Here is a 26,953-nt window from a genome sequence, read left to right as displayed (position 1 = left end):
CGTGCTGTGAACCTTGTTAGGAAGTAGTTCCACCGCAGGCCCCTGTGGGAGCGAGCTTGCTCGCGATGGCGGTGGAACAGCCGCCATTTATATTGACTGGCACGCCATTATCGCGAGCAAGCTCGCTCCCACAGGAGATTTGCGGTGGCTGTTGGGGCCGAGCCCAATCAGAACAGCTTCAACGGCTCTTCATTGAGCGCCGCCAGTTGCTCGCGCAACGCCAGCACCTGGTCGCCCCAGTAGCGTTCGCTACCGAACCACGGGAAGCTGCGGGGGAAGGCCGGATCGTCCCAGCGCCGCGCCAGCCAGGCGCTGTAGTGCATCAGGCGCAGGGCTCGCAGCGGCTCGATCAGCGCCAGTTCACGGGGGTCGAAATCGTGGAACTCCTGGTAACCGTCCATCAATTCCGACAACTGTCCCAGGCATTCCTGGCGATCCCCGGCGAGCATCATCCATAGATCCTGCACCGCCGGGCCCATGCGGCAATCGTCGAGGTCGACGATGTGGAACACCTCGTCGCGGCACATCATGTTGCCGGGATGGCAATCGCCGTGCATGCGAATGTTCTGGTGGGGCGTGGCGGCGTAGACCTCTTCGACGCGCTTGAGCAGGTCCCGGGCGACCGACTCGTAGGCCGGCAGCAGGCTGCGGGGGACGAAGCCGCTTTGCAGCACGGTCTCCAACGAGTCGTGGCCGAAATTCTTCACGCCCAAGGCTTCACGGTGCTCGAACGGCCGGGTCGCCCCGAGCGCGTGCAGGCGCCCAAGCAGTTGTCCCAGGCGATAGAGTTGGTCGAGATTGCCCGGTTCCGGCGCTCGGCCGCCGCGACGGGGAAACAGGGTGAAACGGAACCCGGCGTGCTCGTGCAGGCTGGCGCCGTTGTGGATCAGCGGCGCCACCACGGGCACTTCGTAGTCTGCAAGTTCGAAGGTAAAGCTGTGCTCTTCCAGGATCGCTTCGTTGGTCCAGCGCTGGGGGCGATAGAACTTGGCGATCAGCGGCTCGGAATCTTCGATACCCACTTGATAGACGCGGTTCTCGTAGCTGTTGAGGGCCAACACGCGGGCGTCGCTGAGAAAGCCGATGCTTTCAACGGCATCGAGCACCAGGTCGGGCGTGAGGGTTTCAAACGGATGGGACATGCTGACTCCTGCGCAGCGGCAGGGCTGCCGCGTCCGGCCCAGCATGGTAGCGCAAAGCAGTCGGGATTGATTGGTGAGACTTCGTGGCGAGGGAGCTTGCTCCCGCTTGGGTGCGTAGCGCCCACAAAAAAGTGGGGTCGCTGCGCAACCCAGCGGGAGCAAGCTCCCTCGCCACAAAGGGTCAGGCGCCGATGACTCCGCCATCCTCCCGGGTGATCACCATCACCGACGAGCGCGGCTTGCCGTTGGGCAGGTGCTCAGGGAAAGTGGAGCCGCCGCTGGGATGCTGGATCCCGACGAACAGCGTCTTGTAGTCCGGCGCGAAACTGATCCCGGTCACTTCGCAGCCTACCGGCCCGACCATGAAGCGGCGGATCTCACCGCTGTTGGGGTCGGCGCACAGCATCTGGTTGTTGCCCATGCCCGCGAAGTCGCCTGCGTTGCTCGAGTCACCGTCGGTCTGGATCCACAGCCGCCCGGCCTTGTCGAAGCCCAGGCCATCGGGGCTGTTGAACATGTTCTGCGGGTTGATATTGGACGAGCCGGCCTTCGGCGTACCCGCGTGTACCGTTGGGTTGCCGGCGACGACGAACAGGTCCCAGTCGAAGGTCTTGGAGGCGTGATCGTCACGGTCGGTGCGCCAGCGCAGGATCTGCCCATAGACGTTCTTGGCCCGCGGGTTCGGCCCGTCCACTGGCTGGCCGGCATCGCCACGCTTGGAGTTGTTGGTCAGGGTGCAATAGACCTGGCCGTCCTTGGGGCTGACCACGATCCACTCCGGGCGGTCCATTCGCGTGGCGCCAACGGCAGTGGCGGCCAGGCGCGCATGGATCAACACCTCGGCCTGATCAGCGAAACCGCTGCTGGCGTCGATGCCGTTCTTGCCATGGGTCAATTCGATCCATTGGCCTTTGCCCTTGGGATGGTCCGGGTTGCCGTCGCCGGCATCGAAGCGCGCCACGTACAAGGTGCCATGGTCCAGCAGGTTGCGGTTGGCCTTGGCATTGCGATGGTTGATGCGCTCGCGGCTGACGAACTTGTAGATGAACTCGCCACGTTCGTCATCGCCCATGTACACCACGGCGCGACCGTCATTGGTCTGCGCCAGGGCCGCGTTTTCATGCTTGAAGCGGCCCAGGGCGGTGCGTTTCACCGGGGTGGATTCTGGATCGAACGGATCGATTTCCACCACCCAGCCGTGGCGATTGAGTTCGTTGGGGTTCTTCGCCAGATCGAAACGCGGGTCGTGCAAGTGCCAATTGATTTCGCTGCTGGTGACGGTGGCGCCATAGCGTTTTTGTGCCGCGTCGAATTGCAGGTCCGACTTGCTGCTGCCGAAGCAGTCAGTGAAGTTTTCTTCGCAGGTCAGATAGGTGCCCCACGGGGTCATGCCGTTGGCACAGTTCTGGAACGTGCCGAGCACTTTCTTGCCACTCTTGTCGGCGCTGGTCTTCAGCAGGTCGTGGCCAGCGGCCGGGCCGCGCAGGCGGATCGGCGTGTTGCCGTGGATCCGGCGGTTGTAGCGCGAGTCCTGGACGAATTGCCACTGGCCGCGACGGCGCTGGATTTCGATCACCGACACGCCTTCGCTGGCCTGGGCCTTGCGCACGTCTTCGGCCGACTGCGGTTGGCCGCCGTGAGGGAACAGGTATTGGTAGTTGGTGTACTCGTTGTTGATCGCCAACAGCGCCCGGTTCTTGTCGCCGGGGAATTCGAACAGGCTCATGCCGTCGTTGTTGTCGCCAAACTGCACTTCCTGTGCGCGGGCGGTGCCATTGCCGCTGGGGTCGAACGCCGGTGCATTTTTCTTCAGCGGCTGGCCCCAACTGATCAGCACCGAGGCCTTGTAGCCTGGCGGCAAGGTAATGGTGTCGGCGGTGGAGGCGGCAATGCTGTTGAAGCCCAGCATGCTTTTGTTGCCTTCGCTCACGGCGGCCGCCATGACGCTGCGGCTCAGCAGGTTGCCACCCAGGAACATCGCCGCGCCGCACAGGGCGCCAGCGCCGATGAAACGGCGACGGCTCAGGCCGACGATCTTTTCCAGGTCGGTGGATTGGTTTTCTTCTAATAGGCTCATCATCAGGCTCCCTGCTGGTTTTGGCAGTCACCTTAAAGCGGCTCGATGAAACTATTGTTGCAACGCGCTACAGCGGTGTGCCGAGCAGCACATTTGTCGCTGAAAACGTCACTTGCACAGGTGAGCCGGTTGCCAGGTCCTGCGCTTGCAACTGTAGCGGATCAGCCAGGGCGCACAGCGTCTGGCCGTTGGGCAGGCCGATGCGCACTTCGCTGGGACCGTTTTCGGCGGCGTCGACCTGCTCGATCACGCCGCGCAAAATATTGACCCCCGGTTTTTCCCCTTGCTCGACAGGATGCAATTGCAGCCAGCCGGCCTTGATCAGCGCCACCACGTCGGTGCCGACACCCAACTCCAGGCGCAATGTGCTGTCGTGGGTGATCTGCGCTTCGATGACCAGGCCCCGGGCCAGTTCCAGGCGTACCCGGTCGTTATGTCCCTGGGCCTCGATGCCCAGGACCTTGCCGTGCAATTGATTGCGGGCGCTGGTGCGCAGCATCAGGCGGCTGAGCAGGCCGAGGTCGCCAGCGTCTTCGCTGGCTTCCAGCAGTTGCGCCTGCAGTGCTTGCAGGCGCAGATACAGGCGCAGCACCCGTTGGCCTTCCTCCGACAGCTTGGCGCCGCCACCGCCCTTGCCGCCGACGCTGCGCTTCACCAGCGGTTGATCCGCGAGGTTGTTCAACTCATCGATGGCGTCCCACGCCGCCTTATAGCTCAGGCCCGCGCTCTTGGCGGCGCGAGTGATCGAACCTTGTTCGGCGATGTGCTGCAGCAGGGCGATGCGTTGGGGTCGCCGGACGATGTGCTGGGTCAGGAGCGTGGGCAATGACATGACTGAAAACTGCGTGCGAAGGTCGATGGGCGGACGTTGGCGCCTTGGGCGCGGCACGTCAAGCCGGCTCACCGGGTTTCGGCGTGCGGGCCAGGCAGTACACATCGACCCGCGCGGCGCCAGCATCCAGCAATAGAGCCGCCAGCGCCTGGGCGGTGGCGCCGGTGGTGAGCACATCGTCGACCAATGCCAGGTGACGGTTACGCAACGTCGCCTGGGGCGCCAGGGCAAAGGCCTGGCGCAGGTTATGTCGCCGGGCCTTGGCATCGAGGGCCTGTTGGGCGGGGGTATCCTGGGTGCGGCGCAGCAGGTTTTCTTCGCAAGGGATCGCCAACGATCCACTGAGCCAGCGGGCCAGCAGCGCCGCTTGGTTGAAACCCCGCTGGCGCAGGCGTCGGGTCGCCAGTGGCACCGGTACCAAGGCGTCGGGCCGTTCCAGCCCTTCGTCGAAATGATGTTGCAGCGATTGCGCCAGCAGTTCGCCCAGCAGCCGGCCGAGAGGCCATTTCGCCTGATGCTTGAAGCGGGTGATCAGGCTGTCCACCGGGAAGTCATAGGACCAGGGCGCCAGGACCCGTTCGAAGGCCGGCGGTCGCGCGGCGCATTGGCCGCAACGCAACCCGGCCATGGGCAGCGGCAAGGCGCAGACGCTGCATTGACCGCCGAGCCAGGGCAGCTCGCTTTCGCAGGGAGTGCAGATAGGCTGCGGCGTATCGGTGTTTTCGCCACACAGCAGACAAAGTTGTTTGTTTTTTAACCAGATGTAAACCGGTCCTTTGTATCGTGGTTGACAGCGCATGACTCTTCCTTAAATATGCCGAACATCCGTGTCGCGCCTGTGGGTATTCCATGCCCCAGGCGCCAGCCAAGCATAATCAAGGAAATGCCCATGAGCGCCAGCACCACTGCCAACCTGCGTCATGACTGGTCTTTGGCCGAAGTCAAAGCACTCTTTGTCCAGCCATTCAATGACCTGTTGTTCCAGGCGCAGACCGTGCACCGCGCGCACTTCGACGCCAATCGCGTCCAGGTTTCCACGCTGCTGTCGATCAAGACCGGCGCTTGCCCGGAAGATTGCAAATATTGTCCGCAGTCCGGTCACTACAACACCGGGCTGGATAAAGAGAAATTGCTCGAAGTGCAGAAGGTCCTCGAAGAGGCTGCACGGGCCAAGGCCATCGGTTCGACCCGTTTCTGCATGGGCGCGGCGTGGAAGCACCCGTCGGCCAAGGACATGCCGTATGTGTTGGAAATGGTCAAGGGCGTGAAGGCCATGGGCCTGGAAACCTGCATGACCCTGGGCCGCCTCGACCAGGAGCAGACCGAAGCACTGGCCCAGGCTGGCCTGGACTACTACAACCACAACCTCGACACCTCGCCGGAGTTCTACGGCAGCATCATCACCACCCGCACCTACAGTGAGCGCCTGCAAACCCTGGCCTACGTGCGTGATTCGGGAATGAAGATCTGCTCCGGCGGGATCCTGGGCATGGGCGAGTCCCTGGATGACCGCGCCAATCTGCTGATCCAGCTGGCGAACCTGCCGGAGCATCCGGAATCGGTGCCGATCAACATGCTGGTCAAGGTCGCCGGCACGCCGCTGGAGAATGCCGAAGACATCGATCCGTTCGATTTCATCCGCATGCTCGCCGTGGCGCGGATCATGATGCCCCAGTCCCACGTACGTCTTTCCGCCGGTCGCGAAGCGATGAACGAGCAAATGCAGGCCCTGGCATTTTTTGCCGGCGCCAACTCGATTTTCTACGGCGACAAGCTGTTGACCACCGCCAACCCGCAGGCCGACAAGGACATGCAGTTGTTCGCACGCCTGGGCATCCAACCCGAAGCCCGCGAAGAACATGCTGACGAAGTGCACCAGGCGGCCATTGAACAGGCGTTGGTGGAGCAGAAGAGCAGCGAGCAGTTCTACAACGCCGCTGTTTGATCACGCACCGATTCCCGGATTGGCATGCAAGACCCTGTGGGAGCGAGCTTGCTCGCGATGGCGATGGAACATTCAACATTTATGTCGACTGGCTCACCGCTATCGCGAGCAAGCTCGCTCCCACAAGGGGCTTTGGCCAGTCTTTAAACAGTTGAGGCCTGCATGCCCTTCGATCTCGCCGCACGCCTGGCTGCCCGTCGTGCCGACAATCTCTATCGCCAGCGCCCGCTGCTCGAAAGCCCCCAGGGCCCGGAGGTGGTGGTGGACGGCCAGCCGCTGCTGGCGTTCTGCAACAACGATTACCTGGGCCTGGCCAACCATCCGCAAGTGATCGAGGCCTGGCGCGCGGGGGCGGCCCGTTGGGGCGTCGGCGGTGGCGCTTCCCATTTGGTGATCGGCCACAGCGGCCCGCATCACGCCCTGGAAGAAGCCTTGGCCGACCTGACGGGGCGTCCGCGAGCGTTGCTGTTCACCACCGGTTACATGGCTAACCTCGGCGCAGTCACCGCGCTGGTGGGGCAGGGCGACACGGTGCTGGAAGACCGTCTCAACCACGCCTCGTTGCTCGACGCCGGGCTGCTGTCCGGTGCGCGTTTCAACCGATACCTGCACAACGATGCCCGGAGCCTGGCCCAACGCTTGGAAAAAGCAGTGGGCAACACCCTGGTGGTCACCGACGGTGTTTTCAGCATGGATGGCGATGTGGCCGATTTGCCGGCGCTCGCCCGTGAAGCCAAGGCCAAGGGCGCCTGGCTGATGGTCGACGATGCCCACGGTTTCGGTACGTTGGGCGTTGCCGGCGGCGGTGTCGTCGAACATTTCGGCATGAGCCGCGAGGACGTCCCGGTGCTGGTCGGCACGTTGGGCAAGGCGTTTGGCACGGCCGGTGCCTTTGTGGCGGGCAGTGAAGAACTGATCGAAAGCCTGATCCAGTTCGCGCGCCCCTACATCTACACCACGAGCCAGCCGCCGGCTTTGGCCTGCGCCACCCTCAAGAGCCTCGAACTGCTGCGCAGCGAACATTGGCGTCGCGAGCACTTGCAGCTGCTGATCCGCCAGTTCCGCCAGGGCGCCGAGCAGATCGGCCTGCAACTGCTGGACAGCTTCACGCCGATCCAACCGATCCTGATTGGCGATGCGGGGCGGGCCATGCGCATGTCGCAGATGCTGCGTGAGCGCGGGCTGATGGTGACGGCGATCCGTCCACCCACCGTGCCGGCCGGCAGCGCTCGCTTGCGTGTGACCCTGACCGCCGCCCACAGCGAGGCCCAGGTGCAGCTATTGTTGAATGCACTGGCCGAGTGTTTTGCCCTGTTGGGGCCGGAGCCAAGCCATGCGTGATCGACTGATTCTAATACCCGGTTGGGGCTTGGGCGTTTCACCGCTGGAGCCGCTGGCGGCGGCTCTGCAAGGGCTCGATGAACACCTGCGGGTGGAAATCGAACCGTTGCCGGCATTGCTGTCGAGCGATCCCGATGAATGGCTCGAAGAGTTGGACGCCACCGTGCCCCAGGACGCCTGGCTCGGCGGCTGGTCCCTGGGCGGCATGCTGGCCTCGGCGCTGGCGGCGCGTCGGGGTGAGCGCTGCTGTGGCTTGTTGACCCTGGCCAGCAATCCATCCTTTGTCGCCCATGAACCATGGCCGAGCGCGATGGACGGCCAGACCTTCGATGGCTTTCTCGCCGGCTGTGCGGCCGACCCACGCCAGACTCTCAAGCGTTTCAGCTTGCTGTGTGCCCAGGGCTGCAGCGATCCGCGCGGCTTGTCGCGGTTGCTGTTGGCCGGGGCGCCGAACACTTCGTCCGAAGTGCTGATGGCCGGGCTCGAACTGCTGGCGCAGTTGGACACTCGCGCTGCATTGCAAAGCTTTCGCGGCCCGCAATTGCATCTGTTTGCCGGGCTCGACGCCTTGGTGCCGGCTGAGGCTGCGGGTGATTTGCTGGCCTTGTTGCCGGATGTCGAAATCGGCCTGATCGAACAGGCCGGCCACGGATTTCTTCTGGAAGACCCCCATGGTGTGGCGGGGGCGATCCAGGCTTTTTTGCATGAGTCCGGTGATGACTGATTTGTCTCTTCCCCCTTTGCCTGGTGCCTTGCCCGACAAACGCCAGGTGGCGGCTTCGTTTTCCCGGGCGGCGAGCAGCTATGACAGCGTGGCCGAGCTGCAGCGCGATGTCGGCCAGCAATTGCTCGACCGCTTGCCGCCTTCGTTCATGCCGCAACGTTGGCTGGACCTGGGTTGTGGCACCGGCTATTTCACCCGCGCCCTGGGCGCGCGTTTCGGCGCGAGCACAGGCCTGGCACTGGATATCGCCGAAGGCATGCTCAACCATGCTCGACCCCAAGGTGGCGCCGCGCATTTTGTCGCCGGTGACGCCGAGCGGCTGCCTTTGCAGGCGGCGAGCTGCGACCTGGTGTTCTCCAGTCTGGCGGTGCAGTGGTGCGAGGATTTTGCCGCGGTGCTGAGTGAGGCGTATCGGGTGTTGAAACCGGGCGGAGTGTTGGCCTTTACCAGCCTCTGCGTAGGTACGTTGTACGAATTGCGCGACAGTTGGCGTCAGGTGGATGGCTTGGTGCACGTCAATCGTTTCCGTGGGTTCGAGAGGTATCAACAGCTTTGCGCGGCCAGCGGGTTGAACGTTGTCAGTCTTGAAAATCGTCCCCATGTGTTGCATTACCCCGATGTACGTAGCCTGACCCACGAATTGAAAGCATTGGGCGCCCATAATCTGAACCCTGGTCGGCCTGGCGGCTTGACGGGCAGGGCGCGGATCCTCGCGCTGGTTGAAGCTTATGAGCAGTTTCGTCAGGCACAGGGGGTGCCCGCGACTTACCAAGTGGTCTACGCCGTTTTGGAGAAACCGCTATGAGCCAGGCTTATTTCATTACCGGCACCGACACTGATGTCGGCAAGACCACCGTCGCGGCGGGCCTGCTACACGCGGCGCGACAGGCCGGCATGAGCACGGCTGCCGGAAAACCGGTGGCCTCCGGCTGCGCCGTGACGCCCAAGGGCCTGCGCAACGCCGATGCCTTGGCCTTGCTGGCGGAATGCTCGATACCGTTGACTTATGCACAGGTCAATCCGGTGGCGTTCGAGCCGGCAATCGCGCCGCACTTGGCCGCCCGGGAGGCCGGTGTTGCGTTGACGGTGCAGTCGCTGCTGGGGCCGATGCGCGAAGTGCTGGCGCTGGGCGCCGACTTCACGTTGATCGAAGGCGCGGGCGGTTGGCGTGTGCCGCTGGTCGGCCAGGATAATCTGTCCGACCTGGCGATAGCGCTGGGCTTGCCGGTGATCCTGGTGGTGGGTGTGCGCCTGGGTTGTATCAGCCACGCCTTGTTGACCGCCGAGGCGATCGCCCGTGATGGCTTGCCGCTTGCCGGTTGGGTCGCGAACATCATCGACCCGGCCACCTCGCGCCTGGAGGAAAACCTGGCAACCTTGGCCGAGCGACTTCCGGCGCCTTGCCTGGGCAGGGTGGCGCGGATCCAGAGCGTGACGGCTGAAGCCGTGGCCGAACACTTGCAATTGGATCTGCTGGACTGACACACCCCAGCAAGGTTTTGCCTATGGCAAGGCACTGTGCCATTAGTGTTTTTGTCGGGCCTTTTCCCTGGCCTTCTGATTCAATGGCCACTGTCGACCCTTCAAGAAGACGAACTCTGCCATGGAAATCTCAGGAAGCACCGCGTTCTACGCCGGTCTGAGCACGATTCAGACAGGGCAGAACCGCGTTGATCAGGCCTCCAGCCAGATCGCCAACAATACGATCGAGCGTTCGGTCACCAGCCAGTCGTCCGAAGTCCAAGTGGATCGCTTGCGGTCAGTGGATCGCAGCCAGCAGTCGGACCTGGTCAGCAACATGGTCGAAATGGCCCAGGGCAAGTCCCAGGTGCAACTGGGTGTGAGCGTCGCCAAGGCATCCGACGAAATGCTCGGTACGTTGATCGACACCTTTGCCTGATCCCGTTCTTCCAGATTTACGAAAACGCCGCGATTATTCGCGGCGTTCTTGTCTCTAACGTCTTATTGCTCAACTAATCTTTTCCTACGCGCATTGCGGATTCTTCACTGCGATGGATTTCCCGTGTCCGACATTTTCTTTGGCTGATGACGAACGGCAAAAGATCGGCGCTTGACAAGATTTGGGCGTAAACGTATGTTTCAAACAACTGTTTGACCGCTACAACAAATCCACGCGGTCGTTCATTCCCGGTTACATCAGCAGAGGTTTATCGCTATGCCTGACTACAAGGCCCCCTTGCGTGATATTCGCTTCGTTCGTGACGAACTGCTTGGCTACGAAGCGCATTATCAGAGCCTTCCGGCTTGCCAGGACGCAACTCCGGACATGGTTGACGCCATTCTCGAAGAAGGCGCCAAGTTTTGTGAGCAGGTGCTGGCTCCGCTGAACCGCGTGGGTGACATCGAAGGTTGCACCTGGAGCGAGTCTGGCGTGAAAACCCCGACCGGTTTCAAGGAAGCCTACAAGCAATTCGTCGAAGGCGGCTGGCCAAGCCTGGCCCATGACGTCGAGCATGGTGGTCAAGGCCTGCCGGAATCCCTGGGCCTGGCGGTCAGCGAGATGGTCGGTGAAGCCAACTGGTCGTGGGGCATGTACCCGGGCCTGTCCCATGGCGCGATGAACACGATTTCCGAACACGGTACGCCCGAACAGCAAGAGGCCTACCTGACCAAACTGGTGTCCGGCGAATGGACCGGCACCATGTGCCTGACCGAACCGCACTGCGGCACCGACCTGGGCATGTTGCGCACCAAGGCCGAGCCTCAGGCCGATGGTTCCTACAAGGTTTCCGGTACGAAGATTTTCATCTCGGCCGGCGAACACGACATGGCCGACAACATCGTCCACATCGTGCTGGCACGCCTGCCCGACGCACCGGCCGGCACCAAGGGCATTTCCCTGTTCATCGTTCCCAAGTTCCTGCCTAACGCCGATGGCACCATTGGCCAGCGCAACGCGGTGAGCTGTGGTTCCCTGGAACACAAGATGGGCATCCACGGCAACGCCACCTGCGTGATGAACTTCGACGCGGCCACCGGTTTCCTGATCGGCCCGGCGAACAAAGGCCTGAATTGCATGTTCACCTTCATGAACACCGCGCGTCTGGGCACTGCGCTGCAAGGCCTGGCCCACGCCGAGATCGGCTTCCAGGGCGGCCTGAAATATGCCCGTGACCGCCTGCAAATGCGCTCCCTGACCGGCCCGAAAGCGCCGGACAAGGCCGCCGACCCGATCATCGTGCACCCTGACGTGCGTCGCATGTTGCTGACCATGAAAGCCTTCGCCGAAGGTAACCGGGCGATGGTCTACTTCACCGCCAAGCAGGTCGACATCGTCAAATACGGCGTGGATGAAGAAGAGAAGAAAAAAGCCGATGCGTTGCTGGCGTTCATGACCCCGATCGCCAAGGCCTTCATGACCGAAGTCGGCTTCGAATCGGCCAACCACGGCGTGCAGATCTACGGCGGTCACGGCTTCATCGCCGAGTGGGGCATGGAGCAGAACGTTCGCGACAGCCGCATCTCGATGCTGTACGAAGGCACCACCGGCATCCAGGCCTTGGACCTGCTGGGTCGTAAAGTGCTGATGACCCAGGGCGAGGCACTCAAGGGCTTCACCAAGATCGTCCACAAGTTCTGCCAGGGCAACGAAGGCAACGAGGCGGTCAAGGAGTTCGTAGAACCCCTGGCTGCGCTGAACAAGGAATGGGGCGAACTGACCATGAAGGTCGGTATGGCAGCCATGAAGGATCGCGAAGAAGTCGGTGCGGCCTCGGTGGACTACCTGATGTACTCCGGTTACGCCTGCCTGGCTTACTTCTGGGCTGACATGGCACGCCTGGCGGCGGAAAAACTCGCCGCCGGCACCACCGAAGAAGCCTTCTACACCGCCAAGCTGCAGACCGCGCGCTTCTACTTCCAGCGCATCCTGCCGCGTACCCGTACCCATGTGGCAACCATGCTGTCAGGCGCCAACAACCTGATGGACATGAAAGAAGAAGACTTCGCGCTGGGCTACTAAGCCTTACGCGGTTCTTCACACAGCCGCTGCTTCTTCGGGAGTAGCGGCTTTTTTGTGTCTGCCATAACGCCAGTCAAGGCAAACTCGTGGCGAGGGAGCTTGCTCCCGCTGGGCTGCGAAGCGGCCCCAAACCTGCCAAATGCGGAATATCAGACACACCGCACCCGCCGGTTTACGACTGCTTCGCAGCCGAGCGGGAGCAAGCTCCCTCGCCACAGGAGGGGCGCGGTGATCCTGAAACAATATTCATCCAACCCAACCCTAAGAAATCCTCCCGCTCTGCCGTTACAGCGATGGCAGTGTGACATCGGTCACACAGCGCAGGCACAATGCTATCCTTGATCAGCCGGGTCGGAGCTTTACCCTTGCCGCGTTCTTCCGCTGTACGCCTGAGCCATTTCCTACCGTCGTTGCTGTTGTTGGTGGCGGGGCTTGCGGCTGCCTACGTCAAGGATCTCAACGTTTTCTTCACCTCGTTGTTCAACGTTCTGCCGACGCTGGTGTTGTTGCTGGGCGGGGCGTATTGCTCCGTCTACCGACGTCAACGTGAATTGTTTCTGATGGTCACGGTGTACATCGCCTACTTCCTGCTGGATACCCAGACCGATTTCTACCGCGACAACGGCAAGGTGCGTGAAGACGCGGCGGTGGTGTTCCATCTCGTCTGCCTGTTGCTGCCGCTGTTGTTCGGGCTGTTCGCGGCGTGGCAGGAGCGCACCCATTTGTTCCAGGACATGGTGGCGCGGTTTGCGGTGTTGCTGGTTTTCGGCAGCGTGGCGCTGGCGTTGGAGCAGAGCTTCCCACAGGCGTTGTTGTTGTGGCTGTCGGAGATCCGCTGGCCCGCGTTGCACGGCGCCTGGATGAGCCTGATCCAATTGTCCTACCCGATGTTCGCCGCCGCGTTCCTGCTGCTGGCCTGGCAATACTGGCGTAACCCCCGGCCGTTGCACGCGGCGCAATTGGTGGGACTGCTCGGGTTGTTCTGGATGCTGCCGAAAACCTTCATCCTGCCATTCACCCTGAACATCATGTGCAGCCAGGTGATGTTGATGATCGCCGCAGCGGTCGCCCACGAGGCGTATCAAATGGCCTTCCGTGACGAGCTCACCGGCCTGCCGGGGCGTCGTGCGTTGAATGAACGCATGCAGCGCCTGGGGCGTAACTATGTGTTGGCAATGAGCGACGTGGACCATTTCAAGAAATTCAACGACACCCACGGCCACGATGTCGGTGACCAAGTGCTACGCCTGGTCGCCAGCAAACTGTCGAAAATCGGCGGTGGCGGTAGGGCGTATCGCTACGGCGGCGAGGAATTCGCCCTGGTGTTCGCGGGCAAGACCATCGACGAATGCATGCCTCATCTGGAGGTTCTTCGCCAGTCCATCGAGACGTACGCTATCCAACTGCGTAATCCCGACAGCCGTCCCCAGGACGATCAGCAAGGCCGTCAGCGGCGCTCCGGCACTGGCGCCTCCAGCGTATCGGTAACCGTCAGCATCGGCGTGGCCGAGCGCATCGAGCAGCGTACGCCCGAAGAGGTGCTCAAATCGGCGGACCAGGCGCTCTATAACGCCAAGGGTGCGGGGCGAAACTGCGTGATCGCCTATGGGCAGAATCGACGCGGCGCAGTGCGCATGGAAGCCGCCGCAGGTTGAGTGATGATGGCGCATTCAGCGTCTGGACTGTGATTGTGGGCCTGGGTGGCCGGCAGTAGGTTGGAACGATCTGCTACCGGAGAAAACCACCATGCCCGAGTACAAAGCTCCCCTGCGCGACATGCGCTTCTTGATCGACCATGTCTTCGATTTTCATGGCCGTTATGCCGAACTGGGTGCCAGCGATGCCAGTCCGGACATGGTCAGCGCCATTCTCGAGGAGGGCGCTCGGTTCTGTGAGAACGTGCTGGCGCCCCTCAATCGCCCGGGTGACGAAGAGGGCTGCCATTTCGACAATGGCGTGGTGACTACGCCTACAGGCTTCAGGCAAGCCTTCGCACAGTACGTGGAAGGCGGCTGGCATGGCCTGGCGGCGGACCCAGCTTACGGTGGCCAGGGCTTGCCCAGTTCCCTGGGGTTGGTCATCAGCGAAATGATCGGATCGAGCAACACCTCTTGGGGCATGTATCCCGGCCTGACCCACGGCGCCATGTCGGCCATCCACGCCCACGGCACCGAGGAACAGAAGCAGACCTATCTCAGTAAACTCACCGCCGGCCAGTGGACCGGCACCATGTGCCTGACTGAAGCCCACTGTGGCACCGACCTCGGCATCATCAAGACCCGCGCGGTGCCCCAGGCGGACGGCAGCTACGCGGTGACCGGCAGCAAGATCTTCATCAGCGCCGGCGAGCACGACATGAGCGACAACATCATTCATCTGGTGCTCGCCAAGCTGCCCGATGCTCCGGCCGGGACCAAGGGCATCTCGCTGTTTATCGTGCCAAAGTTCCTGCCGGACGCCGCGGGTGAGGCCGGGAAGCGCAACGGCGTTTCCTGCGGATCGATCGAGCACAAAATGGGCATCAAGGCCTCGGCTACCTGCGTGCTGAATTTCGACGGGGCCAAGGGTTTCCTGATCGGCGAGGCGAACAAAGGCCTTAATTGCATGTTTACCATGATGAACCATGCCCGCCTCGGCACCGGCATGCAGGGCCTTTGCCTGGGGGAGGCGAGCTTCCAGGGTGCGATCAAATACGCCAACGACCGTTTGCAAATGCGCGCGCTGACCGGCCCCAAGGCGCCGGAAAAAGTCGCCGACCCGATCATCGTCCATCCCGATGTGCGCAGGATGTTGCTCACTATGAAGGCCTTCAACGAAGGCAACCGGGCGCTGACCTATTTCACCGCGCAACTGCTCGACACCGCGCACCTGAGCCCGGACGAAACCGCTCGCCAGGAGGCCGAGGACCTGCTGGCGTTCCTCACCCCGATCTGCAAGGCCTTCATGACCGACACCGGGCTGGAGGTGACCAACCACGGCATGCAGGTTTTTGGCGGACACGGTTTTATCCGCGAGTGGGGCATGGAGCAGCTTGTACGCGATTGTCGGATCGCGCCGATCTACGAAGGCACCAATGGCATCCAGGCCTTGGACCTGCTGGGGCGCAAGGTATTGGGCAGCCAGGGCAAGTTACTGCGTGGCTTCACTAAAATTGTCCATAAATTCTGCACAGCCAACGCCGGGCACCCGCAGCTCAACGCCTATATTGCGCAACTGGACGGGCTCAACCGGGAATGGGGCGAACTGACCACCCAGGTTGGCATGGCTGCCATGAAGAACCCGGATGAAGTGGGCGCCGCCTCAGTGGACTACCTGATGTACAGCGGCTACATCATCCTGGCCTACCTGTGGTTGCGCATGGCCTTGGTGGCCCAGGCGCAACTCGACGGTGGCACTGGAGACAGTGATTTTTGCCAGGGCAAACTGGCGACGTGCGAGTTTTACTTCAAGCGCTTGTTGCCGCGCACGACCGCTCATCGGGCCGCCATCGAGGCGGGGAGCGAATGCCTGATGAAGCTGCCGGCGGAGTTGTTTGCGCTCTGACCGATTAAGTTGTGGCGAGGGAGCTTGCTCCCGCTGGGATGCGCAGCAGACCCTCTTTGTGAGCGCTGCGCACTGGAGCGCCAGCCCGGTCAAGCGGGGAGCAAGCTCCCTCGCCACGATAAACATCCAAGTCTTTCCAGTGACTAAAAATAACAAAACAGTCATTGGTTGACCCTATGTGTCGCAAAAGTTGTTGAGGTACACTCAGGTCACTGCGAAAACCGTCTTTTACGAACAATTGTTTAGATCCTGCGAGGTTTGCCATGGCTGACTACAAAGCGCCCCTGCGCGATATGCGCTTCGTCCTCAATGAAGTGTTCGAGGTCGCGAAACTCTGGGCCCAATTGCCGGTGCTGGCCGACACCGTGGACGCTGAAACGGTCGAAGCGATCCTGGAAGAAGCCGGCAAAGTCACCAGCAAAAGCATCGCGCCTCTCAGCCGTTCCGCTGACGAAGAAGGCTGCCACTGGGCCGACGGCGCCGTCACCACGCCGGCAGGTTTCCCACAGGCCTACAAGACTTATGCTGAAGGCGGTTGGGTCGGTGTCGGCGGCGATCCGGTGTATGGCGGCATGGGCATGCCCAAGGCCGTTTCGGCCCAGGTCGAGGAAATGGTCAACTCCGCGAGCCTGTCCTTCGGCCTGTACCCGATGCTGACCGCCGGCGCTTGCCTGTCGATCAATGCCCATGCCAGCGAAGAGCTGAAGGCGACATACCTGCCGAACATGTACGCCGGCGTCTGGGCCGGTTCCATGTGCCTGACCGAGCCCCATGCAGGCACGGACCTGGGGATCATCCGCACCAAGGCCGAGCCCCAGGCCGACGGTTCCTACAAGGTCAGTGGCACGAAGATTTTCATCACCGGTGGCGAGCACGACCTCACCGAGAACATCATTCACCTGGTACTGGCGAAACTCCCGGACGCGCCGGCAGGCCCCAAGGGCATTTCGCTGTTCCTGGTGCCCAAGTTCATGGTGAATGCCGACGGCAGCCTGGGCGCGCGCAACGCGGCCAACTGCGGCTCGATCGAACACAAGATGGGTATCCAGGCGTCCGCCACCTGCGTGATGAACTTCGATGAAGCCGTGGGCTATCTGGTGGGCGAGCCGAACAAAGGCCTGGCGGCGATGTTCACCATGATGAACTACGAGCGCCTTGGGGTTGGCATCCAGGGCTTGGCCACCGGTGAACGCTCCTACCAGAACGCCGTCGAATACGCCCGCGACCGCCTGCAGAGCCGTTCGCCTACCGGTGCGCAGAACAAGGACAAGGTCGCTGATCCGATCATCGTCCACCCCGACGTGCGCCGGATGCTGTTGACCATGAAAGCCTCGAACGAGGGGGGGCGGGCGTTTTCCACCTACGTGGCGATGCAACTGGACACCGCCAAGTTCAGCGAAGACCCGGTCACCCGCAAGCGCGCCGAAGACTTGGTGGCGTTGCTGACGCCGGTGGCCAAGGCGTTCCTGACCGACCTCGGCCTGGAAACCACCGTCCATGGCCAGCAGGTGTTCGGCGGCCATGGTTACATTCGCGAATGGGGCCAGGAACAACTGGTGCGTGACGTGCGCATCACCCAGATCTACGAAGGCACCAACGGTATCCAGGCGCTGGACCTAGTGGGGCGCAAGATCGTCGGCAGCGGCGGTGCGTTCTATCGCCTGTTCGCCGATGAGATTCGCCATTTCACCGCCACTGCGAGCGGCGACTTGGAAGAGTTCATCAAGCCGTTGAACGGCGCGGTCGACACGCTGGATGAGTTGACCGACTGGCTGCTGGACCGGGCGAAGAGCAACCCGAACGAAATCGGTGCAGCGTCGGTGGAATATCTCCAGGCGTTCGGCTACACCGCGTATGCCTACATGTGGGCGCTGATGGCCCGGGCAGCCTCGGGCAAGGAAAACCAGGATGATTTCTACGCGAGCAAACTCGGGACGGCGCGGTTCTATTTCGCTCGCCTGCTGCCGCGTATCCACTCCTTGAGCGCTTCGGTCAAGGCGGGCAGCGAGTCGCTGTTCCTGCTGGAAGCCAGCCAGTTCTGAAACGATGACGTTGTGTAAGCATTTGCTTACACAACGTGCCGGTGTTTTCCCTCTATCGGCGAATTGGATCCAGGACTAACCTAGCTTCCATGGACGTAGCGCAGGACGCGCAAAAGTAACAACACGGACACGTAGGATTCTGCCAGGACGGCGGAGTGAAATGGATGTCAGGGAAACAGTCTGCAAAGCCCCGCTTCGGCGGGGTTTTCTTTTGCCTGCGTTTTTTATTCTTGCAGGCGTCTAACCCTTGGGGCTGCTTCAGCATGCGTCCCACTGAACCCTGACGAGCGGTCTGGGGTCAATGAGCTATATGGCAATTTGGCCATCGTCGATCAGGGAGTCATCCATGGATTTCATTCGCATCATCATCGCCATCCTGCTGCCGCCACTGGGGGTGTTCCTGCAAGTCGGTTTTGGCGGGGCGTTCTGGCTGAATATCCTGCTGACGCTGCTGGGTTACATTCCTGGCATCGTGCACGCGGTGTACATCATCGCCAAGCGCTGAAGTTTCTGTTGTTGGATCTGTGGCGAGGGAGCTTGCTCCCGCTGGGTCGCGCAGCGGCCCCAAGCTTTTGCGATTGCTGCGCAATCGAGCGGGAGCAAGCTCCCTCGCCACAAGTGGTGTTCCCACTGCCTATAGGTCGCTATCCATCACCTTGCGATAGAACAACCACTCATGCTCCAGGGCATGCGCCTGGTTCGCCGCCTTGCGAAAACCGTGGCGCTCATCCGGATAGTAGTGGGCCTCGACCGCCACACCGTTGGCCTGTAAAGCGCTGACCATGTCGCGGGTTTGCTGCGGTACCACCACGGCGTCCAACTCACCCTGGAAAAAGATCACCGGCACGCGGATGTTCCCGGCGTGCAACAGCGGAGTGCGGGCGCGATAGCGTTCGACGTCCTGTTGCGGGTCGCCGATCAGCCAGTCCAGGTAATCACCTTCGAACTTGTGCGTGGCCCGGCCGAGGGCGACAGGATCGCTCACGCCATAGAGGCTGGCGCCGGCACGGAATACATCCTTGAACGCCAAGGCGCAGAGGGTCGTGTAGCCACCGGCACTGCCACCGCGAATGAACGCGTGACGGCTGTCAATCAGGCCTTGTTCATCCAGATAGGCGACCACCGCGCAGGCGTCCTCGACATCCACCACGCCCCAATTCAAATGCAGCGCCTGCCGATAGGCCCGGCCATAACCGCTGCTGCCGCGGTAATTGAGATCGGCAACGGCAAAGCCGCGCTGGGTCCAATACTGGATACGCGGATCGAACAGGGGATAACAGGCCGAGGTAGGACCGCCGTGAATGAATACCACCAAGGGCGGCTTCGCTTGCGCATTCATGGCCGGGTAAAAAAAACCGTGGGCTTCACCTGACCCGGATGGATAGCGCAGGGTTCGCGGACGACTGATCTGTTCGATGGGCAATGGCGTGACGCCGCCGGCCAGCACCACCACTTCATGACGCTGCCGCTCGATGGCAATGACTGCCGATGGATGAGTCGGCGAGGCGGCAATGGCGTAGATGAACCGCTCATTCAGCGCCAGGCTGCGAAAGCGGCTGTAGGTGCCGGTGAAGTCCTCGTTGGCATCGTCACGGCGACACAGGCCCAGGCGTCCGAAACCTGCTTCGGTCCAACTCGCCAGGTAGGTGTGTTCGTCCAGCGGCAGCCAGGTACAGCCACCCAGTTGCCACGGCGCTGGGGCATGATCGGCTGCGGCGGCGGGCAGCGGTTCCAAGCCTTGGGCCGACTCCATCCAGGGCTGCCAGTAACCGCCGCGATCAGTCAGGCAATAAAGGCGACTGGCCGCGTCGAAGCGCGGTTGCTGGATGGATTCTTCCTGACCGTTGCCGGCCACACAGCGCGGCTCACCCCAGCCCGAAGCAGTGCGCTCGGCCAGCATCAACCGCGTCGCTGTCCAGGGCTGATGCGGACGGCTCCATTCAATCCAGGCGAGTCGCTGGCCGTCCGGGCTCAGGGTTGGCGAAGCGTAGAAATCGGCGCCTTCGGCCAACAGATGCCGTTGATGATCCGCCAATCCGATCGACACCAGGCGATGCTGGTTGGCTTGTTCTTCCACCGCCAACACCTGGCCGTCGGCAAAGCCAAGGTCTCCATAGCGGCACTCACCGAAGGTCAGCGCCACGGGCTGTTCGTCACTCAGCGATTGATGGTACAGCTGTTGGTCGGCCTCGTTGACGAACAGCACGCCATCATGGCTCAGGCAGAACGACCCGCCGCCGTATTCATAGACCCGACTGCGGGCGCTGAATCCGTCCGGCGTCAGGCAGCGGGCCTCGGCGTCTTGCCAATGCCAGATCCGGCAGGCGCCGTCCGCGGGGCGGTATTCATTCCAGAACAAGCCCAAGGGCCCGACTTGCAGTTCGGCGAAGTCGGTGCCGGCGGCTACGGCCTGGGTGGCGCTGAAAGGCTCAGCCTTTAGCGATGAGGCGCGAGTTTCGTTCATTGCGAAAGGCCAACTGTTCAATGGTTTGTGTGGCGTGCTCGGCGTCTTCACGCGCTTTAAGGATCACCCCGTGATGTTCGGACTTGCTGCACACCGGGTCGGCGTTGCTGGCATCGCCCGTGAGCATGAATGCCTGGCAGCGACAGCCGCCGAAATCCTTTTCCTTTTCATCGCAGGAGCGACACGGTTCGGGCATCCAGTCATAACCGCGGAAGCGGTTGAAGCCGAACGAGTCGTACCAGATGTGCTGCATGCTGTGGTCGCGCACGTTGGGAAATTGCACCGGCAGCTGTCGGGCGCCGTGACACGGCAATGCCGTACCGTCCGGTGTGACGGTCAGGAAAATGCTGCCCCAGCCGTTCATGCAACCCTTGGGGCGTTCCTCATAGTAGTCCGGTGTGACAAAAATAAGCTTGCACGGGTTGCCTTCGACTTCCAGCTTGGCGCGGTATTCATTGGTGATGCGCTCGGCGCGCACCAGTTGCTCCCGGGTGGGCAGCAGGCCGACGCGGTTGAGCTGCGCCCAGCCGTAGAACTGGCAGGTGGCGAGCTCGACGAAGTCGGCTTCCAGAGCGATGCACAGCTCGATGATGCGGTCGATCTTGTCGATGTTGTGCCGATGGGTCACGAAGTTCAGCACCATCGGATAGCCGTGGGCTTTCACCGCCCGGGCCATTTCCAATTTTTGCGCGAAGGCTTTCTTCGAACCGGCCAGGAGGTTGTTCACCTGTTCGTCGCTGGCCTGGAAACTGATTTGGATATGGTCCAGGCCGGCCTTCTTGAAGTCGCTGATTTTCTGCTCGGTCAAACCGATGCCGGAGGTGATCAGGTTGGTATAGAAGCCCAGCCTGCGCGCCTCACCGATCAACTCGGCCAGGTCCTGGCGCACCAACGGCTCGCCACCGGAAAAACCCAACTGCGCGGCGCCCATCTCCCGGGCTTCGCGAAACACCTTGAACCACTGCTCGGTGCTCAGTTCCTTGCCTTGCTCGGCGAAGTCCAGCGGGTTGGAGCAGTATGGGCATTGCAGCGGGCAGCGATAGGTCAGCTCGGCCAGCAGCCACAGCGGCAGGCCGACGGCGGGCTTCTCAGGCAAGGGTGATCCAGTGCTCTGCACGGGCGACCTCCATGAATTGCTCGATGTCGTCACCGAGCTCTGGCACACCGGGAAATTGTTTATCCAGCTCAGCGATGATCGCCGCGACGTCCCGTTCACCATCGATCAGGCCGCCGATCAGCGCAGCGCTGTCGTTCAGCTTGATCATGCCTTCAGGATAGAGCAGCACGTGGCCTTTCTGGGCAGGTTCGTACTGGAAGCGATAGCCGGGGCGCCAGCGCGGGGTTTGGCTGCGGTCGAAGCTCATAAGGTAATTCCCTTGTGCCAGACCCGTTGGTCGGTCACGGTGTGATAGGGCGGGCGATTTAGTTCGTAGGCCATGGTCATGGCGTCGAGCATGCTCCAGAGGATGTCCAGTTTGAACTGGAGAATTTCCAGCATGCGTTCCTGCCCTGCGCGGGTGGTGTAGTGCTGCAAGGTGATCGCCAGGCCATGCTCCACATCACGCCGGGCCTGGCCCAGGCGAGTGCGGAAATATTCGTAGCCGGTCGGGTCGATCCACGGGTAATGCTGCGGCCAGCTGTCCAGGCGCGACTGGTGGATCTGCGGGGCGAACAGTTCGGTCAACGAACTGCTGGCGGCTTCCTGCCAACTGGCCCGGCGGGCGAAGTTGACGTAGGCGTCCACCGCGAAGCGCACGCCCGGCAGCACCAATTCCTGGGAGCGCAGTTGATCGGGGTCCAGGCCCACCGCCTGGCCCAGCCGCAGCCAGGCTTCAATGCCGCCGTCTTCGCCGGGCGCGCCGTCATGGTCGAGCAGGCGCTGGATCCACTCGCGGCGGATCTCCCGGTCCGGGCAGTTGGCCAGGATCGCGGCGTCCTTGAGCGGGATATTCACTTGGTAGTAGAAGCGGTTCGCGACCCAGCCCTGGATCTGCTCGCGAGTGGCACGGCCTTCATACATCGCCACGTGATAGGGGTGATGGATGTGGTAATACGCGCCTTTGGCACGCAGGGCGGCTTCGAACTCGGCGGGGGACAGGGGGGTGTCAGTCATTTCGGTCTCCGGGAAATGCCCGTGGGTTCTGTGGCGTCAGGGCTGGCCTCATCGCGAGCAAGCTCGCTCCCACATTGATTTTGCTGTGCAGCAGATATCCAGTACGACTCGAACCATTGTGGGAGCGAGCTTGCTCGCGATGAGGCCTGTTCAGCCAGCATCAATCTGACTGATCACCGCGAGCTCACCCCCACATTGGTCCTGCATTTCCTACAACTCAATACTCATTCCGTCGTAAGCCACTTCAATCTTTCGACGTACAAGCTCGGCCCGCTCGGGCGAGTCTTCGTCCAGGATCGGGTTGGTGTTGTTGATATGGATAAGGACCTTGCGCTGCTCGGGCAGTCGCTCCAGCACTTCCAGCATGCCGCCGGGGCCGTTTTGAGCCAGGTGGCCCATTTCCCGGCCGGTGCGGGTACCGACGCCACGGCGTTGCATTTCATCGTCGTCCCACATCGTGCCGTCCATCAGCAGGCAGTCGCTGCCGGCCATGATTTGCAACAGCGACTCGTCGACCTTGCCCAGCCCCGGGGCATAGAACAGCTTGCCGCCTGTGCGCAGGTCTTCGACGATCAGTCCGATGTTGTCGCCCGGGTGCGGGTCGAAGCGATGAGGCGAATAGGGCGGCGCTGCGCTGCGCAGAGGCAGTGGGGTGAAGCGCAGGTTAGGACAGGCGGCGATGGTGAAGCTCTGGTCGAGTTCGATGCGATTCCAGCTCAACCCGCCGTTCCAATGGGTCAGCATGTTGAACAGCGGAAAGCCGGTGCTCAGGTCTTCATGGACCATATCGGTGCACCAGACTTGATGTGGGCAGCCTTCGCGCAGGCTGAGCAGGCCGGTGGTGTGATCGATCTGGCTGTCCATCAGGATGATCGCGCCAATGCCGGTGTCGCGCAGGGCCCGGCCCGGCTGCATTGGGGCAAAGCCCTGGAGCTGGGCGCGAATGTCCGGAGAGGCGTTGCACAGCACCCAGTTCACCCCGTCATCGGACAGGGCGATGGACGACTGGGTGCGCGCCTGGGCCCGCAAGCTGCCGTTGCGAAAACCTGCGCAATTGGCGCAGTTGCAGTTCCATTGGGGGAAACCGCCACCGGCGGCGGAACCTAGAATCTGGACGAACATGGCTGCTCCATCTGCAAACCGAAATAAAAACGCCTCGGCTGGCCGAGGCGTAGTGCTGCGTGCTTGAGCGCCTGCAGCAATCAGCGGCTGGCGAAGTACATGGTGACTTCGAAACCGATACGCAGGTCGATATATGCGGGTTTGGACCAGGACATGGGAATACTCCTTTGGTTGGGATGCTGTGGTTCGGATGGGTCGGTTGAGACCTATACATATAGTCCACCTCCGAAAGGAGATGTTCAGATGCTTAGGCGGCTATGTTACTAAATCTGACAAATTCGTTCTCCGCGATTCTCGAAGAAAGCTCATTACAGCGGCTGCAATGATCATTGCGCCGCTTGCCAACGCTCTGTCGGGCAGGCGCCATTGCTCAAGCCATACCAACCCCCGGCAGCGTCGATCAAACCCTGGGCGGCGGCTCGTAGTTGTGGGCGATCCAGTTGCAGGATGGCATCGGCCAGTCGTTCAAGATAATCCGACGGGCGGCCAGCCAACTTGCCCTGCCAGAGCAGTTCGGCGGCCTGGGCGCGGGGCAGGGCATCCATTTGGAGTTGAGCGGCGAGCGCCTGTTGCTGGTCGGTCAGGGACGCATCATCGAGCTGCTGGATCAGCGCTGGTAACCCGGCCAGGAATGTCTCGATGTGGGCGATCAGTTGCGCCGACGAGACGCTGGGCGACTGGACGCCGAACAGCAACCCGGTTTGCCCATTGACCTGCTTCAAGCCGCTGAACACGGCATAACCCAACTGCAGCTCCACCCGCAGGCGCTGATAGAACGGTGTCTGGCACAGCTGCGCCAGCAACCGCCAGGCGGCTTCGTCAGCCAGCGCCAGGGTGGCCGTCGGGCAAAACAGCAACACGGCCGTTTCCTCACCGTGGGTCTGAAGCCTGTGCCAAATGCGTTGCCCGCGCGGCGCCATCACCAAACTGATGTCCTCGCTGGCGATTCCCGGCACACGGGCCAACGCTGGGCCCAGTGCCCCTTGAGTGGCGGTCGACAGACCGATGGACAGTCCATCCCAGTGGGCCGTTGTCCACACGCTTTGGTCGCTGTCGGGCATTGGCAACGCTGGCGATTGCCAGCAATGATTCGGCAGCGCTTTGAGCAGGTGTCGAATGGGTATCGGTGTGGGTTCGTGGGCGGCCTGAGCCATGGGCAGCGGCTGTGAAAGCTTCGCCAGGACGTGTTCGAGCACCAGCGGCATCGGGGCCTGCAAGCCGACCAGTTTCAGCAGCCATTGGTGAGCGGACGGTTCGAAACTGACGTCCACACCGGCCTGGCGCGCATCCTCACGCACCTCCTCCAGATGCCGTTCGAGCCGACGTTGAAGATCCAGCGGTACTTGAGTCGTCAGTTGCCAGCGCAGGTACACCGCGCCTTCACGACCGTTGTCGGGCAGCGCCTGGCTGAACTGCATGGGCGAGCGTTCCCGCCGGCCTCGGGAGCGGTCCTGGGCGAAGGTACGCAAGCCACGGTGGGCACTGGTCTGTCCGCGTATCAGACCGGCGCGAGGCGCTTCGCTGGGCGTTTGCAGGAACGGGTTGGACGCGGGCAGTTGCCATTGTCCCGTGACGTTATCGACAGGGTGCAGTTGCTTGAGGATTTCCCTGAGCCTCACGAGGTCGTTTGCCCACAGCGGCCCGTCACGACCTTCACAATCCCAGCGGGCCAACTGCAAGGCCGACCCTGTTTCCTGCCGACGCTGCAACAGCGCGGTGAACTCCTGGCGCAACGGTGCCCAGTCGTCCTGGGCGGCAAAAAATCCCAGCCAGTCGTGCAGCAACGGCTTGATCTGGGCCGCTGTCTGGGCGTTGGCGTGCGTGAATTCGATGTGCAGCAGCGCCTGTCCGGCAAATTCATACAGCGCGGTGGCCTTGAGGCTGTCAGCCAGATGGCGTTGACGCAACAGGGCGAGCAGGCCGCCCGGTTTGCTGGAGTTCAGCCACGTACACAGAAAGTCCAAGGCTTGGGGCGAGGCGCTGGGCAAATCTTCAAAGGCGAACAGCAGGTCGAGACAGCCTTCGCGGACCTGTTGATAACTTGCCTGGGACGACGCCATCAGATGAGGCGGAGAAAATCTGGCGACCGTTTCACCAGTCGGTACATGGCTGCCGAACTGTTGCGCCAACGCTTTCAAGGCGTCGATGCTTTGCGGGCCGGCCAGGCTCAGGCTCATCTGGCCGCTCTGGTAGAAGCTGCGGTAGAAGTCATGCAATGCGCTTTGGAATTCGGCGTGCTCCACCGCGAGACTGTCGCGATTACCCGCATGAAAACCCCGCAGCGGATGGGTCGCCGACAGGCCGTCATGCAAGGCAAGCTGTCGCTGGGCTGCAGCATCCCGGGACCAGGCGATGAACTCGGCGTGTAGCACTTCCCGTTCACGCAACTGATCGGCCTCATCCAGGCGTGGGTGAGCGAGCATGTCCCCCAGCCGTTCCAATCCGTCGGCGAAGGTGGCGGGTGGCAATTCGAAGAAGAAATCCGTGGTGCGTTCGCTGGTGCGCGCATTGACCTGGCCGCCATGGCGCTGCACGTAGGCCATCAAGTTATCCCCCGCGGGAAAACGCTCGGTGCCGAGGAAGAACAGATGCTCGAGCAAGTGCGCCAATCCCGGCCAGGCCAGGGGCGCGTCATGGCTGCCAGCCGCGACTCGCAGTACTGCAGCGCTGCGCTTGAGGCCTGGGACGTGACGCAATGTCACCCGCAAGCCGTTGGCCAGGGTTTCAGTGTGGGGGCGGAGGGAGTCGGGGGCCGGCATGAGCGCTTCCAGAACAAAGATGCGCTCATGCTAGCGGATTAGGCCGCGTTCTCAATCCTCAATCAGTGTTTGTGCAGGTCTTCGTAAAGCTCGGGGCGGCGATCATGCAGGTAGTTGTAGGCCGCTCGGGAATCGTCCATCAGTTGTCGATCCAGTTCTGCGACGATCAAGGCCTCGTCCAACCCCGCAAGCGCCGGTCGGCTGCCATTCGGTGCGGCGATGCTGCTTTGGCCGCAATACAGCAGTTCACCTTCGTGGCCGCAGTAGTTGGCGTAGGCCACGAAACACTGGTTTTCGATGGCGCGGGCACGGACGGTGATGTCGGCGATGAACTCGTAGGGTTGCATATTGGCGGTCGGCACCAGGATCAGCTCGGCGCCTGCCAGGGCCAGGCGGCGGGCGTTCTCCGGGAACTCCAGGTCGTAGCAGATCAGCAGGCCGAGCTTCCAGCCGTTGAGTTCGACGATAGGCAGCGCTGAGTCGCCGGCGCTGAACATGGCGTGATCGAGGTCACCGAACAAGTGGCTCTTGCGGTAGTTGGCCAGGCGCTCGCCCTGGGCGTCGATCAACTGCACGGCGTTGTAGATCTGCCCGTCTTCGCTGCGTTCGGGGTAGCCATAGACAATCGCCAGGCCGGCCGCCTTGGCAATGCGGCCGATCTGTTGCGCCCACTCGCCGTTGTAGACCTCGGCCAATACATTCACCGCGTCGACGCCGATGTTGTAGCCGGTGATGAACATCTCCGGCAGCACCAGCACATCGGCGCCCCTGGCCTCCAGCGCTACCTGGTGCAGGCGTTGCAGGTTGCCGGCTGGATCCAGTGGCAGCGGTGGGCATTGGTAGAGGGCTACACGCATCAAAAACTCC

23 protein-coding genes are annotated in these 26,953 nt (G+C 62.0%); 11 read left to right on the top strand and 12 right to left on the bottom strand.

Annotation, left to right across the window (positions count from 1 at the left end; all coding sequences use genetic code 11):
• Nucleotides 1-167: 167 nt before the first annotated feature.
• The 4 genes from J3P85_RS27130 to J3P85_RS27115 all read right to left on the bottom strand — a co-directional run bounded on the left by J3P85_RS27130 (nt 168) and on the right by J3P85_RS27115 (nt 4,850).
• The gene (locus J3P85_RS27130) at nt 168-1,142 is read right to left on the bottom strand and encodes a serine/threonine protein kinase (protein ID WP_186706931.1); all 975 of its coding nucleotides are present in this window, start codon (nt 1,140-1,142) and stop codon (nt 168-170) included.
• A 181-nt stretch (nt 1,143-1,323) separates the two neighbouring features.
• Nucleotides 1,324-3,219 carry a PhoX family protein gene (locus J3P85_RS27125; RefSeq protein WP_411385807.1) on the bottom strand — a complete coding sequence of 632 codons (1,896 nt, stop codon included), beginning with the start codon at nt 3,217-3,219 and terminating at the stop codon, nt 1,324-1,326.
• 67 nt (nt 3,220-3,286) lie between these two features.
• Nucleotides 3,287-4,051 (bottom strand): TOBE domain-containing protein, encoded by a 765-nt coding sequence (locus J3P85_RS27120; RefSeq protein WP_434704128.1) that lies wholly within the window; start codon nt 4,049-4,051, stop codon nt 3,287-3,289.
• A gap of 58 nt (nt 4,052-4,109) precedes the next feature.
• Nucleotides 4,110-4,850, bottom strand: coding sequence for a ComF family protein (locus J3P85_RS27115; protein ID WP_434704127.1), 741 nt, complete (start codon nt 4,848-4,850; stop codon nt 4,110-4,112).
• A 90-nt stretch (nt 4,851-4,940) separates the two neighbouring features.
• On the opposite strand from J3P85_RS27115, the gene bioB reads away from it, so the two are divergent.
• From bioB to J3P85_RS27060, 11 genes are all read left to right on the top strand, one after another.
• The gene (bioB, locus tag J3P85_RS27110; protein WP_014340550.1) at nt 4,941-5,996 is read left to right on the top strand and encodes a biotin synthase BioB; all 1,056 of its coding nucleotides are present in this window, start codon (nt 4,941-4,943) and stop codon (nt 5,994-5,996) included.
• 162 nt (nt 5,997-6,158) lie between these two features.
• Nucleotides 6,159-7,337, top strand: coding sequence for an 8-amino-7-oxononanoate synthase (gene bioF, locus J3P85_RS27105; RefSeq protein WP_434704126.1), 1,179 nt, complete (start codon nt 6,159-6,161; stop codon nt 7,335-7,337).
• Nucleotides 7,330-8,061 carry an alpha/beta fold hydrolase gene (locus J3P85_RS27100; RefSeq protein WP_434704125.1) on the top strand — a complete coding sequence of 244 codons (732 nt, stop codon included), beginning with the start codon at nt 7,330-7,332 and terminating at the stop codon, nt 8,059-8,061. Before bioF ends, J3P85_RS27100 begins: the two co-directional genes overlap by 8 nt.
• Nucleotides 8,054-8,866 (top strand): malonyl-ACP O-methyltransferase BioC, encoded by an 813-nt coding sequence (gene bioC, locus J3P85_RS27095; RefSeq protein ID WP_434704124.1) that lies wholly within the window; start codon nt 8,054-8,056, stop codon nt 8,864-8,866. The genes J3P85_RS27100 and bioC overlap by 8 nt, the downstream gene beginning before the upstream one ends.
• Entirely contained in the window at nt 8,863-9,543 is a 681-nt protein-coding gene (gene bioD, locus J3P85_RS27090) for a dethiobiotin synthase (RefSeq protein WP_434704123.1), read from the top strand. Before bioC ends, bioD begins: the two co-directional genes overlap by 4 nt.
• A 121-nt stretch (nt 9,544-9,664) precedes the next feature.
• Nucleotides 9,665-9,961 carry a pyrroloquinoline quinone biosynthesis protein PqqE gene (locus J3P85_RS27085; RefSeq protein WP_186706940.1) on the top strand — a complete coding sequence of 99 codons (297 nt, stop codon included), beginning with the start codon at nt 9,665-9,667 and terminating at the stop codon, nt 9,959-9,961.
• A gap of 276 nt (nt 9,962-10,237) precedes the next feature.
• Nucleotides 10,238-12,043 carry a phenylacyl-CoA dehydrogenase gene (locus J3P85_RS27080; protein ID WP_053125979.1) on the top strand — a complete coding sequence of 602 codons (1,806 nt, stop codon included), beginning with the start codon at nt 10,238-10,240 and terminating at the stop codon, nt 12,041-12,043.
• A gap of 365 nt (nt 12,044-12,408) precedes the next feature.
• Entirely contained in the window at nt 12,409-13,698 is a 1,290-nt protein-coding gene (locus J3P85_RS27075) for a GGDEF domain-containing protein (protein ID WP_434704122.1), read from the top strand.
• A 91-nt stretch (nt 13,699-13,789) separates the two neighbouring features.
• A complete protein-coding gene (locus J3P85_RS27070) occupies nt 13,790-15,586 on the top strand; it encodes an acyl-CoA dehydrogenase C-terminal domain-containing protein (protein WP_434704121.1) in 1,797 nt (598 codons plus the stop codon).
• 263 nt (nt 15,587-15,849) lie between these two features.
• Nucleotides 15,850-17,628 carry an acyl-CoA dehydrogenase C-terminal domain-containing protein gene (locus J3P85_RS27065; RefSeq protein WP_186706944.1) on the top strand — a complete coding sequence of 593 codons (1,779 nt, stop codon included), beginning with the start codon at nt 15,850-15,852 and terminating at the stop codon, nt 17,626-17,628.
• Nucleotides 17,629-17,974: 346 nt separating this feature from the next.
• A complete protein-coding gene (locus J3P85_RS27060; protein ID WP_003177654.1) occupies nt 17,975-18,133 on the top strand; it encodes a YqaE/Pmp3 family membrane protein in 159 nt (52 codons plus the stop codon).
• Between the two features lie 129 nt (nt 18,134-18,262).
• Here the strand turns inward: J3P85_RS27060 and J3P85_RS27055 are convergent, their stop codons facing one another.
• The 8 genes from J3P85_RS27055 to J3P85_RS27020 form a co-directional block, all read right to left on the bottom strand.
• Nucleotides 18,263-20,092 carry a prolyl oligopeptidase family serine peptidase gene (locus tag J3P85_RS27055; RefSeq protein WP_434704120.1) on the bottom strand — a complete coding sequence of 610 codons (1,830 nt, stop codon included), beginning with the start codon at nt 20,090-20,092 and terminating at the stop codon, nt 18,263-18,265.
• Entirely contained in the window at nt 20,058-21,188 is a 1,131-nt protein-coding gene (pqqE, locus tag J3P85_RS27050) for a pyrroloquinoline quinone biosynthesis protein PqqE (protein ID WP_434704119.1), read from the bottom strand. Before pqqE ends, J3P85_RS27055 begins: the two co-directional genes overlap by 35 nt.
• On the bottom strand, nt 21,181-21,456 hold the full coding sequence (gene pqqD, locus J3P85_RS27045) for a pyrroloquinoline quinone biosynthesis peptide chaperone PqqD (RefSeq protein WP_434573939.1): 276 nt from the start codon (nt 21,454-21,456) through the stop codon (nt 21,181-21,183). Before pqqD ends, pqqE begins: the two co-directional genes overlap by 8 nt.
• Nucleotides 21,453-22,205 carry a pyrroloquinoline-quinone synthase PqqC gene (pqqC, locus tag J3P85_RS27040; protein ID WP_186729607.1) on the bottom strand — a complete coding sequence of 251 codons (753 nt, stop codon included), beginning with the start codon at nt 22,203-22,205 and terminating at the stop codon, nt 21,453-21,455. Before pqqC ends, pqqD begins: the two co-directional genes overlap by 4 nt.
• 210 nt (nt 22,206-22,415) lie before the next feature.
• Nucleotides 22,416-23,327 carry a pyrroloquinoline quinone biosynthesis protein PqqB gene (gene pqqB, locus J3P85_RS27035; RefSeq protein ID WP_434704118.1) on the bottom strand — a complete coding sequence of 304 codons (912 nt, stop codon included), beginning with the start codon at nt 23,325-23,327 and terminating at the stop codon, nt 22,416-22,418.
• An 80-nt stretch (nt 23,328-23,407) separates the two neighbouring features.
• Entirely contained in the window at nt 23,408-23,482 is a 75-nt protein-coding gene (gene pqqA / locus J3P85_RS27030; protein ID WP_003177660.1) for a pyrroloquinoline quinone precursor peptide PqqA, read from the bottom strand.
• 171 nt (nt 23,483-23,653) lie between these two features.
• Complete coding sequence (gene pqqF, locus J3P85_RS27025; protein ID WP_434704117.1) at nt 23,654-26,086, bottom strand: pyrroloquinoline quinone biosynthesis protein PqqF; 2,433 nt, start codon at nt 26,084-26,086, stop codon at nt 23,654-23,656.
• 62 nt (nt 26,087-26,148) lie between these two features.
• Complete coding sequence (locus tag J3P85_RS27020; RefSeq protein WP_434704116.1) at nt 26,149-26,943, bottom strand: carbon-nitrogen hydrolase family protein; 795 nt, start codon at nt 26,941-26,943, stop codon at nt 26,149-26,151.
• Nucleotides 26,944-26,953 lie beyond the last annotated feature (10 nt).

The organism is Pseudomonas sp. Z1-12 (assembly GCF_051132015.1).
Classification (GTDB): Bacteria; Pseudomonadota; Gammaproteobacteria; order Pseudomonadales; family Pseudomonadaceae; genus Aquipseudomonas; species Aquipseudomonas zanjanensis.
Note: the sequence above shows the minus strand (reverse complement) of the source record. Positions and strands in the feature narration are given on the sequence as shown.

Excerpts from the sequence above, each read along its gene's own strand:
- J3P85_RS27130 (WP_186706931.1), bottom strand. The coding sequence starts at position 1,142 with ATGTCCCATCCGTTTGAAACCCTCACGCCCGACCTGGTGCTCGATGCC.
- J3P85_RS27125 (WP_411385807.1), bottom strand. The coding sequence starts at position 3,219 with ATGAGCCTATTAGAAGAAAACCAATCCACCGACCTGGAAAAGATCGTC.
- J3P85_RS27120 (WP_434704128.1), bottom strand. The coding sequence starts at position 4,051 with ATGTCATTGCCCACGCTCCTGACCCAGCACATCGTCCGGCGACCCCAA.
- J3P85_RS27115 (WP_434704127.1), bottom strand. The coding sequence starts at position 4,850 with ATGCGCTGTCAACCACGATACAAAGGACCGGTTTACATCTGGTTAAAA.
- bioB (WP_014340550.1), top strand. The coding sequence starts at position 4,941 with ATGAGCGCCAGCACCACTGCCAACCTGCGTCATGACTGGTCTTTGGCC.
- bioF (WP_434704126.1), top strand. The coding sequence starts at position 6,159 with ATGCCCTTCGATCTCGCCGCACGCCTGGCTGCCCGTCGTGCCGACAAT.
- J3P85_RS27100 (WP_434704125.1), top strand. The coding sequence starts at position 7,330 with ATGCGTGATCGACTGATTCTAATACCCGGTTGGGGCTTGGGCGTTTCA.
- bioC (WP_434704124.1), top strand. The coding sequence starts at position 8,054 with ATGACTGATTTGTCTCTTCCCCCTTTGCCTGGTGCCTTGCCCGACAAA.
- bioD (WP_434704123.1), top strand. The coding sequence starts at position 8,863 with ATGAGCCAGGCTTATTTCATTACCGGCACCGACACTGATGTCGGCAAG.
- J3P85_RS27085 (WP_186706940.1), top strand. The coding sequence starts at position 9,665 with ATGGAAATCTCAGGAAGCACCGCGTTCTACGCCGGTCTGAGCACGATT.
- J3P85_RS27080 (WP_053125979.1), top strand. The coding sequence starts at position 10,238 with ATGCCTGACTACAAGGCCCCCTTGCGTGATATTCGCTTCGTTCGTGAC.
- J3P85_RS27070 (WP_434704121.1), top strand. The coding sequence starts at position 13,790 with ATGCCCGAGTACAAAGCTCCCCTGCGCGACATGCGCTTCTTGATCGAC.
- J3P85_RS27065 (WP_186706944.1), top strand. The coding sequence starts at position 15,850 with ATGGCTGACTACAAAGCGCCCCTGCGCGATATGCGCTTCGTCCTCAAT.
- J3P85_RS27060 (WP_003177654.1), top strand. The coding sequence starts at position 17,975 with ATGGATTTCATTCGCATCATCATCGCCATCCTGCTGCCGCCACTGGGG.
- J3P85_RS27055 (WP_434704120.1), bottom strand. The coding sequence starts at position 20,092 with ATGAACGAAACTCGCGCCTCATCGCTAAAGGCTGAGCCTTTCAGCGCC.
- pqqD (WP_434573939.1), bottom strand. The coding sequence starts at position 21,456 with ATGAGCTTCGACCGCAGCCAAACCCCGCGCTGGCGCCCCGGCTATCGC.
- pqqC (WP_186729607.1), bottom strand. The coding sequence starts at position 22,205 with ATGACTGACACCCCCCTGTCCCCCGCCGAGTTCGAAGCCGCCCTGCGT.
- pqqB (WP_434704118.1), bottom strand. The coding sequence starts at position 23,327 with ATGTTCGTCCAGATTCTAGGTTCCGCCGCCGGTGGCGGTTTCCCCCAA.
- pqqF (WP_434704117.1), bottom strand. The coding sequence starts at position 26,086 with ATGCCGGCCCCCGACTCCCTCCGCCCCCACACTGAAACCCTGGCCAAC.
- J3P85_RS27020 (WP_434704116.1), bottom strand. The coding sequence starts at position 26,943 with ATGCGTGTAGCCCTCTACCAATGCCCACCGCTGCCACTGGATCCAGCC.